At 50.6% G+C, this 18,351-nt stretch carries 17 protein-coding genes and 1 other RNA gene; 5 read left to right on the top strand and 13 right to left on the bottom strand.

What is annotated here, in order from left to right; all coding sequences use genetic code 11:
• The first annotated feature begins 12 nt into the window (after positions 1-12).
• Positions 13-2,037 (top strand): ATP-dependent DNA helicase RecG, encoded by a 2,025-nt coding sequence (locus tag B9Y58_RS08700; protein ID WP_233247887.1) that lies wholly within the window; start codon positions 13-15, stop codon positions 2,035-2,037.
• A 1-nt stretch (position 2,038) separates the two neighbouring features.
• Here B9Y58_RS08700 and B9Y58_RS08695 read toward each other — a convergent pair whose 3' ends face one another.
• The 12 genes from B9Y58_RS08695 to B9Y58_RS08640 form a co-directional block, all read right to left on the bottom strand.
• On the bottom strand, positions 2,039-2,344 hold the full coding sequence (locus B9Y58_RS08695; RefSeq protein ID WP_073055767.1) for a hypothetical protein: 306 nt from the start codon (positions 2,342-2,344) through the stop codon (positions 2,039-2,041).
• Positions 2,345-2,494: 150 nt separating this feature from the next.
• Positions 2,495-2,866: RNase P RNA component class A (gene rnpB, locus B9Y58_RS08690), an RNA gene on the bottom strand.
• Positions 2,867-2,932: 66 nt separating this feature from the next.
• Positions 2,933-4,270, bottom strand: a complete 1,338-nt coding sequence (locus B9Y58_RS08685) for a carboxylesterase family protein (RefSeq protein WP_073055769.1) — start codon at positions 4,268-4,270, stop codon at positions 2,933-2,935.
• A 59-nt stretch (positions 4,271-4,329) separates the two neighbouring features.
• Positions 4,330-4,647, bottom strand: coding sequence for a hypothetical protein (locus B9Y58_RS08680; protein WP_073055771.1), 318 nt, complete (start codon positions 4,645-4,647; stop codon positions 4,330-4,332).
• Between the two features lie 18 nt (positions 4,648-4,665).
• Positions 4,666-6,354, bottom strand: a complete 1,689-nt coding sequence (locus B9Y58_RS08675; protein WP_158278343.1) for a pectate lyase family protein — start codon at positions 6,352-6,354, stop codon at positions 4,666-4,668.
• Complete coding sequence (locus B9Y58_RS08670; RefSeq protein WP_083532272.1) at positions 6,347-7,291, bottom strand: TIGR02147 family protein; 945 nt, start codon at positions 7,289-7,291, stop codon at positions 6,347-6,349. Before B9Y58_RS08670 ends, B9Y58_RS08675 begins: the two co-directional genes overlap by 8 nt.
• A gap of 123 nt (positions 7,292-7,414) precedes the next feature.
• Entirely contained in the window at positions 7,415-7,975 is a 561-nt protein-coding gene (locus B9Y58_RS08665) for a deoxycytidylate deaminase (RefSeq protein WP_073055775.1), read from the bottom strand.
• Between the two features lie 216 nt (positions 7,976-8,191).
• Positions 8,192-9,670, bottom strand: coding sequence for a ketol-acid reductoisomerase (gene ilvC / locus B9Y58_RS08660; protein WP_073055777.1), 1,479 nt, complete (start codon positions 9,668-9,670; stop codon positions 8,192-8,194).
• A gap of 365 nt (positions 9,671-10,035) precedes the next feature.
• Positions 10,036-10,989 (bottom strand): fibrobacter succinogenes major paralogous domain-containing protein, encoded by a 954-nt coding sequence (locus tag B9Y58_RS08655; protein WP_073055779.1) that lies wholly within the window; start codon positions 10,987-10,989, stop codon positions 10,036-10,038.
• Between the two features lie 60 nt (positions 10,990-11,049).
• Positions 11,050-11,472 (bottom strand): DUF2442 domain-containing protein, encoded by a 423-nt coding sequence (locus B9Y58_RS08650; protein WP_073055781.1) that lies wholly within the window; start codon positions 11,470-11,472, stop codon positions 11,050-11,052.
• 224 nt (positions 11,473-11,696) lie between these two features.
• Positions 11,697-13,010 (bottom strand): ATP-binding protein, encoded by a 1,314-nt coding sequence (locus B9Y58_RS08645; protein WP_073055783.1) that lies wholly within the window; start codon positions 13,008-13,010, stop codon positions 11,697-11,699.
• An 81-nt stretch (positions 13,011-13,091) separates the two neighbouring features.
• The gene (locus tag B9Y58_RS08640) at positions 13,092-13,802 is read right to left on the bottom strand and encodes an SDR family NAD(P)-dependent oxidoreductase (RefSeq protein WP_073055785.1); all 711 of its coding nucleotides are present in this window, start codon (positions 13,800-13,802) and stop codon (positions 13,092-13,094) included.
• Between the two features lie 446 nt (positions 13,803-14,248).
• Here B9Y58_RS08640 and B9Y58_RS14915 point away from each other — a divergent pair, with 446 nt between their 5' ends.
• Together B9Y58_RS14915 and B9Y58_RS08625 are read left to right on the top strand one after the other, a co-directional pair.
• A complete protein-coding gene (locus tag B9Y58_RS14915) occupies positions 14,249-14,638 on the top strand; it encodes a helix-turn-helix transcriptional regulator (protein WP_073055788.1) in 390 nt (129 codons plus the stop codon).
• 6 nt (positions 14,639-14,644) lie between these two features.
• Entirely contained in the window at positions 14,645-15,175 is a 531-nt protein-coding gene (locus B9Y58_RS08625; RefSeq protein ID WP_073055790.1) for a GNAT family N-acetyltransferase, read from the top strand.
• 4 nt (positions 15,176-15,179) lie between these two features.
• On the opposite strand, the gene B9Y58_RS08620 is transcribed toward B9Y58_RS08625, so the two are convergent.
• Positions 15,180-16,265: a PDDEXK nuclease domain-containing protein gene (locus B9Y58_RS08620; protein WP_073055792.1), complete on the bottom strand. Its 1,086-nt coding sequence runs from the start codon at positions 16,263-16,265 to the stop codon at positions 15,180-15,182.
• 701 nt (positions 16,266-16,966) lie between these two features.
• On the opposite strand from B9Y58_RS08620, the gene cas1 reads away from it, so the two are divergent.
• Complete coding sequence (gene cas1 / locus B9Y58_RS08615; protein ID WP_073055794.1) at positions 16,967-17,863, top strand: type II CRISPR-associated endonuclease Cas1; 897 nt, start codon at positions 16,967-16,969, stop codon at positions 17,861-17,863.
• The gene (cas2, locus tag B9Y58_RS15155; RefSeq protein ID WP_073055796.1) at positions 17,851-18,162 is read left to right on the top strand and encodes a CRISPR-associated endonuclease Cas2; all 312 of its coding nucleotides are present in this window, start codon (positions 17,851-17,853) and stop codon (positions 18,160-18,162) included. Before cas1 ends, cas2 begins: the two co-directional genes overlap by 13 nt.
• The last annotated feature ends 189 nt before the right edge of the window (positions 18,163-18,351 follow it).

Genomic DNA, 18,351 nt, shown 5'->3' with positions numbered 1-18,351 from the left:
AACCTTCCCAAAATGGGACCGAAAAGCCTTGAGGCACTCAAGTCTGCAGGCATCGTTTCACTTTCGGATTTTCTGTACAATATTCCGCGCACCTACCTGGACCAGACCAAGGTCAGTTCTATCGGAAACTTGCATGTGGGCGAACGGGCCGTCGTTATCGGCAAAATCATTCGCGGAGGCATCATTCGTGGGCGTGGCAGCCGATTTGTGGCGACCCTTGCCGACGGCACTGGCGAAATCACGCTGACATTCTTTAAGGGAGCCTCGTACCAAAGTAGGCGTTTGCAACCGGGCACTCGATGGCTAGCCACGGGCGTTGTCGGCGAATACCGCGGACTCCAGATGACACATCCCGACATGCAGCCCATGGACGAAGACGAACAATTCAGCGGGCAGATTCAGCCAGTGTATTCCATGACCGAGGCCATGGTCAAGGCGCGCATTACGCAGAAGGCTCTCCGTAACTGGTACAGCGTCGTCTTTCATTTTCCGGCGCTGACCATTTCTGGAATTTGCCCTAAGGAACTAACGGACTATTTGCATTTTAACGCGGTACTGAACAATCTACGCGTTCTGCACAAGCCTGCCGACTTTGATTCAATTCGCAAGGCGAAGCGTGAACTCAAGGTTTTGGAACTGCTCCCCTTCTGCTTGCGCATGGTGAAGCGACGCGAGAACCAGAAGGTTCGCGGGCACGAAAGGCAAATTGACTTGGGCCAGGTCATGCTCGCCAAGTCGAGACTCCCCTTTAATTTAACAGGCGGGCAGGACGCGGCGCTGAACCGCATTATCGACGGCCTGAACGGCAAAAAGCAGTTCCACGCCTTATTGCAAGGCGATGTGGGCTGCGGCAAGACGGTGGTTGCCCTGCTCGCCATGCTGGCCGTGTGCGGCGCTGGCGAGCAATGCGCATTGATGGTGCCGACCGACATTTTGGCCAGGCAACACTTTAAGCAGATGAAGCCGTTCTTTGAGGCAGCAGGAATGCGCATCCAACTGTTAGTTGGGGCAACCCCCGCCGCCGAGAAACGTCAGATTCTGGGCGAGCTGCAAATGGGACTTTGCCAGGCGGTGATTGGCACGCACGCGCTGTTTTCGAAGGACGTAACCTTTGCAAAACTCGGATTCGTGATTATCGACGAACAGCACCGCTTTGGCGTAAACCAGCGCGAAGCCTTACTTTCGAAGGGCGAATACCCCGACATGCTCGTGATGAGCGCGACCCCGATTCCCCGAAGCCTCGCCATGACCTTGTACGGCGACTTGCAAGTGATTTCAATTAAAGAAAAACCCGCAGGCCGAAAGCCCGTGAAGACGCGCCTTGTAAGCCCCGACAAGCGCGGCGACATGAAGAAATTCATTTGCAGCGAGGCGAAGGGCGGAAACTTGTGCTACTGGATTGTAAGCCGCGTTGGAAGCGACGACGAAGGCAACGCCCGCAGTGTCGAAGATGTGGTCAACGAACTCCGCGCCTTTGATTCCAGCGTCGTGGTAGAAGGCATTCACGGTCAAATGGACGAAGAGCAGCGCGACGGCATTTTAAAGCGGTTCGCCGCCGGAGAAGTCCATATTCTTGTGGCCACAACCGTCATCGAAGTCGGCGTGAATGTGCCCGAAGCAAACATCATGGCAATCGACCAGCCTGACCGTTTCGGGCTTGCGCAGCTGCACCAGCTGCGCGGACGTGTTGGCCGCGGGGACATGCAGGCCTGGTGTTTCTTGATGTTACCCGATGGCGAAGCGGCCGCCAATTCGCTGGAACGCCTCACCCAATTCAGCCACACCGACGACGGCTTTGAAATTGCAGAGCTCGACTTGCAGACTCGCGGCGCCGGCAATCTAGAAGGCAACGAACAGAGCGGCAGCTGGGTATTCCGCTGGTTCGACTGGATTGCCGACCAGGAACTCATCGCACAGACTTTGCAGATGGCAGAAAACATTCTAAAAGACAAAGACGCCTTCGATGAAGACGCCCGTGAAAAAATCCAGCTGTGGTATAGCGAAAAGAAATCCGCCAACGAAGACGGCGTTCACTAATTTATTCTAGCATCGGGGCGACCGTCAAAATGACAAGCCCGATCAAGACCACGTTCAAGAAAAAGAACGAACGGCGCACAATCTTATAGAACAGCGGCAACCAGTGGAACACATGGTCGCTCGGTTGCACCAGTTCCTTGAACCCGAGAAATACGCTGATTGCACCCGTGACAATCATCATCATAGCGCCCACAAAGTAACCCTCGTTCCAAACGGCAACCGTAAGGATTGTTCCCATGAGCATGGCGATTACGCCAATGGTTGCCTCAATGCGCAGAATCAATTTACTCAGTTTTTCTTTATTCAAAATATTTCCCGTACGTTATAAAGTAAATATAAGATAAAATACAACGAGCGCTTTCGCGATTGTTGTATTTTTGTAATGGGAAAGGAGGGTTTTAGGGAGGGCGGAGCCTTCCCTAATCGGAGAATGCCTCCGCTGTTAGCGGAGGCATTCAAATAAGGGGCAGTTGTAAGCCGGGTTTTGTTCCTTCTTGCGAAGGCGATGACCATCTCTCTGGACGAATCGTTACCGACCGCCTCAAGCAACCTACCCGAATTCCAGCTGGTGCGGGCCGCCCCAGGTTCACTTGCGTGAACGGAATTCTGCTTGGTCTTGCACCGGATGAGGTTTACCGTGCCACTCCTGTCACCAGGAGCGCGGTGAGCTCTTACCTCGCCATTTCACCCTTACCTGCCTTGCGGCCGGCGGTTTACTTTCTGTTGCACTTTCTGTCGTGTTTCCACGCCTGGACGTTATCCAGCATCCTGCCCTGCGGTGCCCGGACTTTCCTCCAGCATTGCTGCCGGCGGCCATCCGCCACCCCACCCCAAATATAGAAAAACGCCCCCCGAAATGAAAGGGCGCTTTAAAAAGTTTGAAATTTGACGTTTTTTAGCGAGAAATACCGAATCGGATGGCACGTTCACCCTTTACGCGGAGCACATACACACCGCGTTCAAGGTCGGCAAGATCCACCGTTTCTCCTGCAGAAACCACGCCGTTTTTCACCATACGGCCACGCAAATCTGTCACGGCGTAAGCGAGGTCGCTACCCTTCGACACCGTAAAGCTCATGTTGTTTTCGCCCATACGGAGTGCAGACGGCTTAACCAAAGCCAACACAATACGGTCGGCGCTTGCAGGTTTCTGGGTCAAGTCATAAAGGAAATCAAAGACTTTCTTTTGTACCTTCACATCATAATCTTCGTAGTCATAAAATTCATGGGGTTGGCCATCGACAAAGTAGGTGTCATGTTCCACGTTGTTTGCCGTAAGCACCGAGTCAATCACATAGCTACCGTAAAGAGTCGGAGTCGCCACATGGAATGCAAGCGCGCCAACCGATGCCGCAGCCGCAGGCATCAAGTTTTCAAGAACACCCGCAATATTGCTCAGCGGACGCCCTGTCTTAAAGACCACCGTACTGTCGGCTTTACCATGAACCAAGAGAACCGGCTTTTTCACGTCTTCGATAATTTTCGGATCATGCACAGCGCCCCACAAGGCCGCCACGGCATTCGCCTGAGAACCATAGCCCTGCACACCATAAGCATCGAGTCCGCCCAAATCCGGAGCATTCTTTGCTGCCGGCGGAATTTCGGATTCCTTGTCCATGTAAATGTTTTCGAGCGAAAGGATTGCGCCTGCGCTATTGCCAATCAGATAAATGCGATTCGGGTCAACGCCCAATTCGTCGGCGTTCGACCTAACGTAACGGACTGCGGCACGGATATCCTGGATTCCACGATACACCGTTCTCGAGAAATCGAGGCTATCGATAGTGAGCGCCTTGTCCTTGATGACAGCCGTAATCCCCAGGCGATACTCCACCGCCGCAGTCACAAAACCACGGGCTGCCAGAGAGTCGCAATAAGTCACCGTGTGCTGGTCATAATCGTTCTTGGAGCCTGCCGCAAAGGCACCGCCATGCATCACCAAAACAGCCGGGCGTTTCTTTTCAGTATCGTTTTTCGGCTGATAAATATCCATCTTCAAACTGACTTCCTTAAGGTCAGTCTCGTTATCAAACAGATAGACAGGCATGCCATCGTTCAAAACGGCATACGTAATAATCGCAGTCGAGATGGAATTGAGTGTCTTGAGGTGTTTAACGTTAGAGGCATAAATGACATCTTTCTTGACAGAGACATCAAACATGCGGTCTTTGTAACGTTCTGCAGCGCTAGAGCAGGCTACCGCGCAGGCTAGGAAAAGGGCAATTTTCTTCATATAATCTCCTTACGCACAAAATATAGCTAAAGGAGATCATTTTGTCTGCAATGAACCGATTAAGAATTCGGATTATTTTCGGAGGCCTTTTTAGCCTCCAGTTCCTTTTGCTTGCGTAAGATTTGCTCGCGGGCAAGTTCAGCCTTTGTCTTCTTTTCTGCGAACAAGTTATCCAAAGCGGATACGGCCTTGCCGTCGGCATCTTTCGCGCGGGAATTGAAAAACAGCGCCAGCAAGAAGAAAACAACCAGGTAGCAAGCTACCGCCGACAAGAGCGCCACGATTTCGGAACCCGAGGCCGACTCTACCTTGAGGTAGAGGACAATCGACAGCGGGATTGCAAGCATGAACAGGAAAGCCGGGAGTTTTTCTTTCATGACCGCTAAAGTAGAAAATTACTGGGCTCCACTTTGCTTCTTGACTCTTAAAGCAAGCTCTGCATCGGCGGAATCAGCCGTATACTTGTAGTCGGGCTTGTAGCCGCGAGCATCGGTAATGAAATCTTCGCCGCCGGCGGTATGCCAGTTGGATTCCATGTCGGCAAAGCCCACCGTAGAATCCACCGGAGCACCGTCTTCGTAATACCAGCGGTATAACGTCACAGGCATTTCGTTATTGAAGATGTTCTTTTCTATCAGGCAGGTAGCGGAATCTGAACATACCACGCCCGACAAATCTAAAGAGTAGAAGAAGTTGTTGTAGGCATGAAGTTTGCCTCCATGAGCAAGAATTCCGTCGCGAGAGAGCCCCTCGAAGTAATTGTGATGCATTGTCAGGCTTTGGGCAGTATCCATAATGATATCGCCGGCAAGTCCGAACAGCACTCCCGTCTGAGCATTTTCAAAACGAGACCAAGAAATCGTGACATTATGCGAGCAGCGCTTCACATCGAATTCCACCAGCGGGTATTCCTCGAAGGTGCAATGGTCCACCCACACATGATGCGTACGGTTATGGATCGAAAGGGCGCGGCGAGAGGTCGTATCTTGCGCTGTAATAGACGGCGCCGTAAAGGTCAGATTTTCAAAGATCAAGTTGCTCGAAGCATCGGTAAGCACACCCATGCCCGAAATGCGGATATCGCGACCGCGGCCATCGAATGTCTTGTCGGACTTCAAACGGAGCGGAGCCTGCAGGTTATAAGTGCCATCTTTTTCGAAAAGCACCCATACCGGGCCTTCTTTATAGGCACATTCACGGAGCGACCCCGGTGCAATCACCGCCGTCGTTGACGCCGAATCCGTACTGGTCGTGTCTTCGACAATAATGTAGTCTTCGGTTGTGGTCACAATACAGACTTCGCCCTTCTGCTTGCTGATATTACCCGCAGAATCGGTAACGCCCGCAGCACCGAGTACACCTACAGCATAGCCGTCGGCCAACTTAATCAAGGCATCGTGTTCGTTCCAGTCGGCATCGGGATATTCACTTGCTGCCGTTTCCTTAGGCTTGACCACATTAATGCTTGAAGTGGAATCAGAGCAGTCTACATACAAGGTATCGCCCGTCGTCGACTGCACCTTGGCCGAATAAACCTCTTGCGGGTCGCCGATTTGCACGTCAAAATCGCCCACCGGGAGCGAATCAATCACAAAGTGACCCGTGCTGTCCGGAATCACGTAGCGGTCAAGGCCCGCAATACGGACCACCGGCATCGAATCACCGAGCATCACGTAGCCTTCGATCGAAGAAAGTTCGCCGAGCTTGACCGTATCGATTCTAGCGGCCGACTTTTTCTCCAAGTCTACGCTGCGGATAGCGCCTGTTGCCACTGTTCCATCGACATGGCGAGCCTCCACCGTGTAAGAACCCGGTTCCATCGGAATCTTGACAAAGCCCGAATCATTCGTTTCGAGCCAAGGCACCACGCGGTTGCCTTTGGGTAAAAAACCTTCCGGGAGCGCACGCACACGGCTATAAGCGGCTGGCTTACCGCTTGCCAACTGAATCTGCAACGCGATCGTCGATTCGGCTTCGGTACCGCCCGCGATATCGCGACGTTCAGAGCAGCCCACAAAGCTACTGCAAAGCATTCCCGCCACCATGGGAGCTAGAACAGCATATAAAGATTTTCTCTTAAGCATTGTCCGCACCCCCTTCGGCATTTTCACCGGCGATATCATCACCGGCAACTTCTAATTCGTCGCCGTTCGTCATTTCCATACCGCGAATACGGCGCTTGCGCCCGCGGCGCTGCGGAGGCGGATACGGGTCCGAAAGCGGAAACAGCTGCATACCGAGTTGGAACACTCGATTAGGCTTTGCGCACTGCCCCACCTTTGCGAGAATTTCACGGCGAAAACGGCGCACCATTTCTACCAATTCCTTATAAGTGTCCTCGTCACAGGCAAAAGCAAGCGTCGACAGGTTTCGTTCATTTCTGTCGAAGCGGTCCATGGCGTCTTGCGCCACATTCAAGTTCTGCTGGATGTAAGAGTTAACCGCCGTACTGAACGACTCCGAACCGCTCGAAATCAGTCCCTGTGTCTGTTCGTAAAATCCTGTTGCCTCGTTCTTCTTGATCATCGAGAGGCGTTCCAAGAGCGCAATTGAAGACTTAACCTGCGAGGCCGTAATCGGCGGGCGCACCATCAGGCCAAGCGCCGCGTCATCGCCCACATACGGGTAAAAAGTTACCAGTTCGCGAATCACCGCATGGTACCAGTGGTCAAAGTATTCGAATTGGTCCTTGGCCACATTTTCGACCTTGCATTCCTTGGTCGCGACCAGCTTTTCCAGATACTGACGGCTTTCGGAATGGTTCTTCGCCTGGTTGAACGCCACCATGTCGGCAAAGTAGGCCTTTTCGCGGTCATCATTACAAAAGATATCAGCAAACACCGAAACCAGGCGACTGGTCAAGTTGCGCTTGCCCTGCAGAATCTTGTTGAACATCGACGCATCGAACCCGGCACGGTCGGCAATATAGCGGTGGCTAAAACGCCAATCGCCCTTATGGCGCTCTTCATAGGCGTCACGCAAAAATTCGCGGTAGTTCAAGTATTCAAAAAGATTCACCATATTAAAAATCCATAAAAAAACCGAGCGCAAAAGGCTCCCGGTTACTAATATAATAAATATTTCGCCTAAAAGTCTACATTTAGACAAAAATTTATGTCCACACTTTTGAAAGTGTGATAAAAACTACTTGTTCGGTTTCGAAACCACCGGGCGAATGCGCTTGCCGCACAGAGTCACGATAATTCCCGCCTGCGCAAACATGTAGTAGGCCGTGTCGCGGCTGTTGTTCAGCGTGGACTTCGGGTCGTAATCGTCCTTGGTCACGAACACTTCGGCAACACCCGAAAGGCTCACATCCAGGGCGCAGCGTTCGCACGGAAAACCAATCACATAGAGCTTGGAGCCGGGAGGAACTTTGCCGCGGGCATAGTGCAACGCGTTGATTTCGGCGTGAACCATGAACGGGTACTTGTTCGCCTCGAACTCGTGGTGGCTCAAGAGCTCGCCCGAATCGGCATCCAGCAAATCATACGCCAGCAGTTGCTTTTCGCGCGTGTACGGCACCGTTTCGTCGTCGAAACCAGCCGGAGCGCCATTGTAGCCCGTGCTGATTACGCGACCATCGGCACTCACCAGCACCGCCCCCATCTGGGTATTCTGGTCTTTAGAAAGGCGCGCCTGCGCGCACATCATCTGGGTATAGACTTCGTCACGAAGCTTGCTGCGAGATTGAGAATTGTTCATGTGGGATAATATAGTAAGAGTAGACTGTAGGAAGTAGACAGTAGACAGTGGTTTGCTGGCTATTGAAAGTTCGAATACAGAAAAAGCCCGCCGGGCGCATACCCGACGGACTTCTTCAATTTTCATCCCGCTAAGTATAAGCGAGCAGAACGAGGCGTGGATGCGCGTAGCGTACTAAGCGTACGTGAGCGCAGCCACAACGCAGTATCGCGAAGCTTAGACGACGCGGGTCATGCCGGACATGCGTTCACGCAGCCAAGCACCAACTTCCTCGACAGGATGCTGACGGATGTTCTTGTTCACCTTGATCAGTTCTTCGTTATCCACAGCGGTGGTCTTGCCTTCGCCGTAGATAGCGCCGATGTCGTCCTTCTTCACTTCGTTCTTCATGAAGTCGGCGAGCAGAGGCACGCACTTGTTGGCGAACAGGTAGCAACCGTATTCGGCGGTGTCGCTGATCACGCGGTTCATTTCGTACAACTTCTTACGAGCGATGAGGTTCGCGATAAGCGGAGTCTCGTGGAGAGATTCGTAGTAGGCGCTCATCGGCTTGATGCCCACGGAGCACATGGTTTCGAAAGCGAGTTCCACACCGGCCTTGATCATGGCGGTCATGAGAACGCCGCGGTCGAAGTATTCCTGTTCGGTGATGACCTTGTCGGTAGCTTCGACCTTTTCGAATTCGAGCTCGCCCGTTTCGCCACGCCACTTGAGCAAATCCTTGTCGCCGGCTTCCCAGTCGACCATCATGGTGCTGGAGAACTTGCCAGAGATGATGTTGTCCTGGTGTTCGCAGTAGAGCGGCTTCATGATCTTCTTCATCTTTTCGGCGAGTTCCGTGGCGCGGATCTTGGCCGGGTTGGAGAGACGGTCCATCATGTTGGTGATGCCGCCGTGCTTCAGGGCTTCGGAAATGGTTTCCCAGCCGTACTGGAGCAGCTTGACCGCGTAAGCCGGTTCAACGCCGAAATCCTTCACCATCTTGTCGTAGCAAAGGATCGTGCCGGTCTGGAGCATACCGCAAAGGATGGTCTGTTCGCCCATGAGGTCGGACTTCACTTCGGCAACGAAAGAGCTTTCGAGAACGCCCGGACGGTCGGCATGGAGGCCAGCGGCGTAAGCCTTGGCGTAGTCCCAGCCCTTACCTTCGGGGTCGTTTTCCGGGTGCACAGCGATAAGGCAGGGCATACCGAAACCGCGGACGTATTCGCTACGGACTTCGGAACCCGGGCCCTTCGGGGCGACCATGATCACCGTGATGTCCTTGCGGATTTCCTGGCCTTCTTCAACGATGTTGAAGCCGTGGCTGTAAGAGAGGGCGGCGCCCTTCTTCATGAGCTTCATGATGGCCGGGATCACGTTGTGGTGCTGCTTGTCCGGTGTGAGGTTGCAAACGAGGTCTGCATCCGGAATCATTTCTTCGTAGGTACCGACCTTGAAGCCGTTTTCAGTAGCGTTCTTCCAGGACTGGCGCTTCTGTTCGATGGCTTCCTTGCGGAGCGTGTAAGAGACGTCGAGGCCGCTATCGCGCAGGTCAAGACCCTGATGGAGACCCTGGGCACCGCAACCGACGAACACGATCTTCTTGCCCTTGAGGGCTTCAACACCACGGCTGAATTCAGAATGTTCCATGAAACGGCAGTGGCCAATTTCTTCGAGTTGGCGACGCATAGGGATAGAATTGAAATAATTCATTTTTTGAACCTCTGTTAATTAGAATGTTTCCGGGGGGAAATATAGTTAAAAATACACCAAAGGGGGACGAATCCCCCTGTTTTCGGCCTCGACTCTCGCCTATGGCCTCCACGATGTTTTTACCCGCTCACTATCACGGAAAAATCCGTGGCTCGTTCGCTTACTAAAAACATTCGCTCCAGCCAGGCTATCGCCGAGTCCTACACCACCCCCTCGCCTAGTGGGTTCCACCCCCTAAGACCCCCGAAGTGTCATGCCCGCGCAGGCGGGCATCTCCATTTCTACTCAAACAAATTAAACAAAATTCATGCAAAAAAGGGGCTCCCTTGGAGTCCCTGCGTTTTTGCGATGCATCCGCCTTGCAATCAGTCCTTTACGCAACGGACGGAGAAGCCGTTTCTCTTGCAGTAGTTGCTCTGGGACACGTCGTAATCGCCGTAACCCAGTTGCACATGGTAGGCGCCCTGGCTACTGCCCTGCGTAGCACTCCAGAAGTAAGCATAGCTACCAACGCCGTCGAAAACGCCTTTGATGCTGTAACTATCGCCAGCAGGGAGTGCCGAGAAGCCGTAAGCATCCTTATTGGTCATGCCAATATAGCTGTTCCAACCAGTTATCGCCTTGAGATTCTGGCCTGCAACATACTTTCCGCCCACAGTATCAATCAGAACATTCCATTCATCCTGCGTGGGAACGTGCCAACCATCAGGGCATACTCCCTGCACGTTGCCGGAGCCAAGGTCACAATCGACTTCATAGCCGCAAGTTTCCTCAGTCCTGCCAATGGCAGTGGCCCATGTGTAGAGCCGCCCATAGATGGCGCAGTCACCTTCCGTAAAGCTATATCCGCCACCACACCAACTATTTCCCGTTTGGTAGTTCAGATTCTCTGCCATCCACCACTGACTGCCAATTTTAACCGTTTTATAAGTTTGACCATCACGATCGTCAATCAACTCTCCATATTCGCAATTATCTTCACTTCTCGTTTTACACCCCATTTCAGAACTTGACGAAGAAAATACCTTGACCACAGAACTGCTACTTGTCGCGGACAATTTCTCCGAGCTACTCGACTCCGCATTTTGTTCAGGAGAACTAGACGACTCAATTTCTTCACTACTAGATGACAACGATTCATCGAAAGAACTGCTCGAAGACTCGCTTACACCAGAAGTCGGCTTAGAAGAAGACGAGTTCCCCTGCCCTTCAGCGCTACTCAGGGTCGTAGGATCATTGTTTTCTGCCGATGCCGACGACGAATCATCACACGCCGCCAAAAACGCCACCATGCAAAGCGCCACAAAAATCTTTTTCATAAAAATCCTTCGCCCATCGGCTACATTTATCCAGTGGAAATATAATTATTCCCTAATCCACTACGCCACGGTTTTCAGCAGTTCCCTGCCGATACGGCGCAGTTCTTCGTCAATGAGTTTCTTCCTTGCCAAAGAGGGTTTCTTCGTTCCGTTTACGTATGCGGCGAACAGGGGCTGAGGGATCCCCAATCGGCGGGCAAACGCCGAAGCATTAAGTTCGGGGAACAGCCAAAATACGCGGCCAATGGGATTCGTTTTTTTCGGCGAAAAGAATCCCGAAAGTTCCAGGCCCTCGTCCAGATCGTCAAACCACACGCCATCGCAATCTACGCGGCAGTTCTCCAACTGCTTTCGCGTAGCCTTCCGCAGCGGTTCATAATCTCGGATGAGTTCACGCCCGATTCGGCCGTCTTTCAGTTCGACACAAACAGCGTCTTTCTCAACCCAAAGCCTTTTTACGTCTTTTTCCGAAATCTCGTTCATAAAGAGATTCCACCCCTTTCAAATATCTTCGGCATAATTTAATATAGGTTATTATTTAATAACCGTCAATAGGTTAAATATTTTTATTGCCATACTCCTTCACTATTACTAGACAAAAACCAAGGTTAAGGGGGTATATTTTGCAAAAATAACAGAATTTACACCCTTAAATGGTTTTATTAATATAGCGGTGTGGAACCAGTGTTCGCCGCCGGCCATCATGGTCAACGGAAAATCTTTCCGCATAGGTAAAGCGGTAAATGCAATGTTTCCGTTTGTCCGTCATTCGTCACGGCGATATTCTTTTGCGAAAGTACGAATCCTTTCTTAGGCGAAAACCTCTTGCAAAAGACGCCATAGCTTTTCGCTTTCGTGCGCTCTTCCGCCTTGACTTCGATTGGCATCAACTCGTTTTTAATCTCAATCAGAAAATCGAGTTCAGCCTTGTTCTCAGACCGCCAGAAATAAGGGTGCAGCCCCTGCTTCACAAGTTCATTCATTACATAGTTTTCCGTAAACGCACCCTTGAAAGTTGCGTACAGCGGTGTTTCTTCAAGAATCGTGCTGGCGTCAATTCCAGACTTCACGCGCAGTAACCCGACATCGCTCATATAGACCTTGAAAACCGTGCCGTTAGCATTGTTCGATAGCGGCAGTTCCGCGTTCGTCACACATTCCAGTTTGTGCAAAAGTCCCGCATTAAAAAGCCATTGCAGCGCATCTTCCAAATCAGCAGCACGCTTGCCCGCCTTCACATGCGAGAACATGAACTTGTTGTTGTCCTTTGCCAGTTGCTTGGGAACGGAATCCCAGATAAGCCCTAGTTTCGGAATATCCGATGGAGGAGCATGCTTTGAAAAATCGTCCCCATAATCCAAAAGAATGTTTTTCAGGATTCGGTCCACTTTTTCAAAGTCATTTTCCTGTACAAAAGACGCTACCGCAGCGGGCATACCCCCGACAACGTAATAAAGTTTCAGATAATTCTGTAACGGAATCGTGTACATTTCCGGTAGCGCACGACGCAGGTCATAGTTCGAAAGACCTTCGAGCAGAGAGCGGCCGTCATCAATCGCCATCAAGAATTCCTCAAAACTCATGGGGAACATCTGCAGGCGTTCCACCTTCCCCACGGGGAAAGAAATTTCCGACTTGCGGATAACCACTCCCAAGAGAGATCCTGCAGCAATCACATGAAGCCCGGAACGATCTTCGCAGAAATACTTCAGGCTCGTTATGGCCTTGGGGCACGCCTGGATTTCGTCAAAAAAGACAAGCGTCTTGCCATCTGTAATTTTCTGCTTAGAATAGCGCTCCAGTTCCATCACAATGCGAGTGACATCGAAATCGTACTCGAAGATGGACTGCAGGGCAGTATTTCCCTCGAAATTGAAATACGCCAGGTTTTCAAAAAAACGGTTCCCAAAATCCTTGATTGCGTAGGTTTTTCCGCACTGACGCACCCCGGTCACCACCAACGGCTTACGCCCAGGCTCAGACTTCCATTCTATGAAATTTTTCAGTATTTCGCGTTCCACGCTTCAAAATCTACATTATTCATATCAATTTTGCAACAATTTCTGCGTTTTTCATACGAATAACGCAAGTTCTTCCGCATTTTACCCTTCGAATTTCCAGCCGCAGTCGTTGTGGTAAACCATCTGGCGGGTCATGCCGCCGTCGATGCAGACGTTTTCGCCGGTAATAAAACCAGCCTTGTCGCTCGCGAGGTAAAGCACCATGTTCGCGATGTCCAGCGGGTTGCCGACGCGGCCTGCGGGCTGCTGCGTGGCATCGGGGCCTTCGTAGGTCTTGAAATCCGTATCGATCCAGCCCGGCGAAATCGAGTTTACGCGCACGCGGCCCGCAAAGCTCACGGCCAGTGCATGCGTGAGGGCAGCAATTCCGCCCTTCGCCGCCGTATAGCTTTCCGTTTGCGGTTGGCTCATGCGGTCGCGACTCGAGGAAATGTTTATAATACTTGCACCCGACCCAAAATGCGGCGCGAAAAGTTTCGCGAGGTAGAACGGGGCCGTCACGCCGACAGCCAGCGCGTAGCTGAATTCTTCGTAACTGCATTCGTCAATGCCCTTCATCAGCGGGAGCGCGTTGTTTACCAGCACATCCACGTGCCCGTACTTTTCAATCACGAACTGCGCAAACTTTTCGAGGACTTCCTTCTTGGAGAGGTCCCCCACAAAGCAGGGATTTTCACGAATGTCGATGTAGGCGACATTCGCGCCTTCTTTTTCGAATTCACTCACGACAGTTGCACCAATCCCGTGCGCCCCGCCCGTCACCACCACCACTTTATTTTCAAACGATTTCATGAGAGAAAATATACCATTCCTGTTCATTTTATGTGAATAGCTGACAACCATAGGCGACATATTCACATGTAAAAAAATTTTCTGTTGATAGTTGCAATCACCTGTTTGCAAAATCAAGGGGTTTCTCAATTTTGGCGGATTTTGTTTTTAGCTTTTTTCTTTTCGCACGATGTAAAGAAAAAATCTTGACACAAGGAAAGAATTTTCATATATTATGAAAGTAATAACAAAACCAAAAATTCTAAAAGCCGTAAGGCTCATGCCCCAAAAGGAGCAAATACTATTCGTCAAACTAGTCAAAGATCTTGAGGAGAAAGGTCCTATTCTACCTAACTGGCCTAACTACAAGAAACTCGTTAAGACGAATACATACCATTGCCACCTATCATACCACTGGGCAGCATGTTGGATCGAAACTGTAAAAGGAATTGAACTGGAGGTCACCTATGTTGGAAGCCGTGAAAATGCGCCTTACTAGCAAAGCCAAAAATGGGACAATTTTCACCTTTGAAGGTAAAAACATTCCCGACTATCTTGTCATATTCCTGAAGTCAGCATTTCCCAATGTGGAAGAAGTTAAAGAAACTGACGAAGACTATGTCGAAATTTCAAAAACCGATTGGTTCAAAGAAATGGAGTCCAAAACCACTCCAGCAGAAAGTTTGAAACTTTTGCGAACCACCTTCGGTTACACGCAGCAACAATTGGCCGATAAGGCTGGCATCACCAAGCAACAAGTGTCCGCCATGGAACGAGGCAAAGAACCCATCGGACGCAAGATGGCCCATCGCCTCGCAGACGCTCTCGGAACTAGCTACAGGAACTTATTTTGGTAGACAGCCATGCTCCAGTTTTTCGATGTCACAAGAGATGCCTCCTGGTTTCCGCAGGTCAAGGCGCTGTATGAATCGGCGTTTCCGGCCAACGAGCGGATTCCAATAAAGCATTTGCTCGACGACAAAATCAAGCGGGAATTCTGGGCATTTTTCGATGGAGATATGTTCTGTGGGTTTTCGAACGCCATCACGCACGGGAGCATCACGAACATCGTCTATTTCGCGGTTGTGCCAGAACTGCGCAGCCGCGGATACGGCTCGAAAATTCTGCAGGCCATCCGCAGGCAACACCCCGACACGCGCATCGTCGTTGATATCGAAGTCGAAGAAGATTCCAAGGACGCCGTAGAACTCGAACGCCGGAACCGCCGTCGCGAATTTTACACCCGCAACGGCTTTGACGCTTCCCCCGTCGATTACGTCTGGCAAGGCGAACACTACCGCCTACTTTCCGCCGGCGGCCCCGTCACCGAAAAGGAATTCCGCGACTTCTGGAAAGAAATCCTCAAGGACATTCCCGGAGCAAAGTACCCGTAAAATTTTACAGCGGCTCTTCGCACAATCTTTTCTCAATTTCCTCAATAGAGGGCATTGTGCCTTCAACCTTTTCAGGGTAGAATTTCTCCAGTTCGTATTCAGAGATACAGATAGGTTGCGTACTTGATTCCAGAGCGTACTGTGCCTGTACCTTGTCCTTTTCCTTGCAAATCAGCAGACCGATTGTCGGGTTGTCGCGCCCTTCCTTTTTAAGGATGTGATTGCATGCCACCATGTATCCGCCCAGTTGCCCGATATCGGCAAATTCAAAGCGCCCGATTTTCACCTCGACAACGACATAGCAAGAGAGATTCAGGTTGTAAAAAAGCAAATCCATGAACTTCTCCCTTTCGCCCACCATAATACCATATTCCCTGCCGACATAGGCAAATCCCGTGCCCAATTCCACAAGAAAACGGGTAATGTTGTTCAGCAGGCTATCTTTCAGCAGTTTTTCGTTGTAGCGACCCGTAATACCCGTAAACGCGAAATTGTAAGGATCCTTCGTCAGTTCCTGGGCCAAATCGCTTGTTTCGGCGGGGAGAGTCCGCTCAAAATTCGTCAACGCCTTTCCCTGGCGCTCGTAAAGGTCACTTGAAAGCGCATTCAAAAGGGACGAACGGCTCCAGCCATTTTCTACCGTCTGGCGGGCAAAAAACAGGGCCTTTTGTGGGGCCTCTGAGCACTTATCGATGAGCAGCATGTGGTGCCCCCACGGAACAGAGAATAATGTAGATTCAAGTCGTTCTAAAGGACTTTGAGATTTTTCAGCAACCTGCTGAAGATTTTCCAAGACTGGACTATATAGTTGGAAAAACCTTTTAGAATAGCGAATATTCGATGGAGACAGCCCTTCGGCGTTAGGGATTGCTTTCTTTAAATCAGTACTAAGCGTACCATAAAAGTTGCTCCCATATTTATTTTCAGCCTGCTTGGTTACAATATCGCGCCCCAATTCCCAGTAATAGCGCAACATTTCACTATTTACCTTTACCGCCGCCTTGATCTGGCTCTTGCGATAACGGGAAGAAAGTTCCTTGACCCAGTGAATGTAATCCTTGTCCAAGATGTTGATAGATTTTTTCGACATAGATATCCTCTTTAAAATGGTTGCACAACGGTGCGAATACACCGTAAAAACGACGCACTATACGCCCTTGCTTTTTTGCTTTGTAATGGAGTTTCCACGCCTTGCGTGGAATGGGATAATCTTGCGATTCTGTTGGCGGGGGCTTTCCCCGGCGTTACCTGTCACTCTTTCGAATGAACCCGAGTAGGGTATTTTCCTACCAGCTATCCAACAGGACCGTCAAGAAGGTTGATGGGCCCCGCCGCGAATGCACGTACGGACCAAATGGTCTATGTCGACTGTCGCGAGGATTATCGAATTACAATTGTAATATAAGTAATTGCGTACTCTCAGTCAAGGGGGCTCTTTATGAGCCGCGGGAAAACAACCTTTTTACTAATTTTTCAATGCCGTAATCGGCACGACGATTACTCCATCGGGGCGTTTGCAGGCTGCGCCATTCATTACATAATCGGTCTGATTTCGTCAATACAATCGGTCTGATTTTACATTTTCAATCGGTACGATTTTAGTATTTCATTCGGTCTAATTTAAAAAAAGTCAAAAAAGCAAGCAAAAAACTCCTTCTTTTCAATAGTGCGCAAGGTATTTTTTGTAAAAATCGCCAAGAATACGCGTAATTTCAACATTTTTTAGAAATTTCTCGTTCGAGACTTAAATTTTAGCATATTTCAAATACACTCAGCAACAAAAGGATAAACATGCCCAAACAGACTCTCGTATTCGAAAGCCCCGTCCAGCTTTCGGTCCAAAATTCCATGCTCAAAATCACATACAAGGACGATCCCGACAATGTCACGCTCAGGGCAATCGAGGATATCGCCATCATCCTCATCGACAACCATTCGGCATCTCTCACCACGCCGCTCATCGGCAAACTGGCAGAGCAGAATGTCGCCGTCATATTCTGCAACGAAAGGCACATGCCGTCATCCATGCTCATGAACCTGGACGCAAACACCCTGCAAGAAAAATACTTCCGCCTGCAACTGGACGCACCCCTACCGCTAAAAAAGCAGATGTGGAAAAATGTCGTGGAGGCAAAAATCAAGAACCAGGCCCTTCATCTCAAGTCCCTCGGCAAAAAACACGACCGCCTCCTGAAATACGCCACCGGAGTCCTTAGCGGGGATTCCAGCAACCGCGAAGGACTTGCCGCACAATACTACTGGAGAGAACTTTTCGGCAAGGAGTTCATCCGCGACAGGTTCGGCGAACACCCCAACGACTTTTTGAATTACGGCTACACGCTCCTGCGAGCCGCAACGGCACGCGCTCTGATGGCGAGCGGGTTACTGCCCTCCCTCGGAATTTTCCACCGGAACTATTACGACGCATTCCCGCTGGCAGACGACATCATGGAACCCTACCGTCCCTTCATCGATCAGATTGCATACAAATTACACGCGGCCAAAAAGAAAAAGTTGGACAAAGAAGTCAAGGCATCCTTTCTGGAACTATTCTACACCAACATTCCCTTCGGGGAACAGATGGTGCAGTTGGGAACATGTCTCACCTACACCACCGCTTCCGTCGCAAAATTTTTCATGGGCGAAACTAAAAACATCGCCTACCCGAGGGTAGCATGTGGGTCGTAGCGATTTTCGATTTTCCAAGACACTGCAAGAGCGGCCGCCAAAACATGGACAGGTTCGTCAAGGAACTAGAAAAAGAGGGATTCAGCAAGGTGCAACGGGGAATGTACGTCCGCTACTGCACCACTGCGGACAACGGCAGGACACACCGACGACGAATCGCCAATATAATCGAACCCCGCTCCACGGTCTGCCTGCTGAGCGTCACCGACAGGGAATTCCTGGAAATCTACAGCCACTTCGGCAGCACCAGGGCTCCAAAAAAATGGCCCAAATCGCAGGATTTTATCCAATTTTTCTGATTTTTTCAGCGTCTAACCGCTTGCGAACCCGCATAAAATAAGGTATATTCAGAAAGTAGGTCTTATAGGGGCTCTTTTTGAGCGGAGATAAAACTTCTCGCCTGCGCAGGCCACATTACCTTCAACAGCTTCAGCCAGTGGCAGCGTTTTAAAGACAAGACTTTAGCCGCAGGTGTGAGCGCAGGGATT

This window comes from Fibrobacter sp. UWB15 (assembly GCF_900177705.1).
Taxonomy (GTDB): Bacteria; Fibrobacterota; Fibrobacteria; order Fibrobacterales; family Fibrobacteraceae; genus Fibrobacter.
The sequence above is the reverse complement of the archived record's forward strand: the minus strand, read 5'-3'. Positions and strand labels throughout refer to the sequence as shown.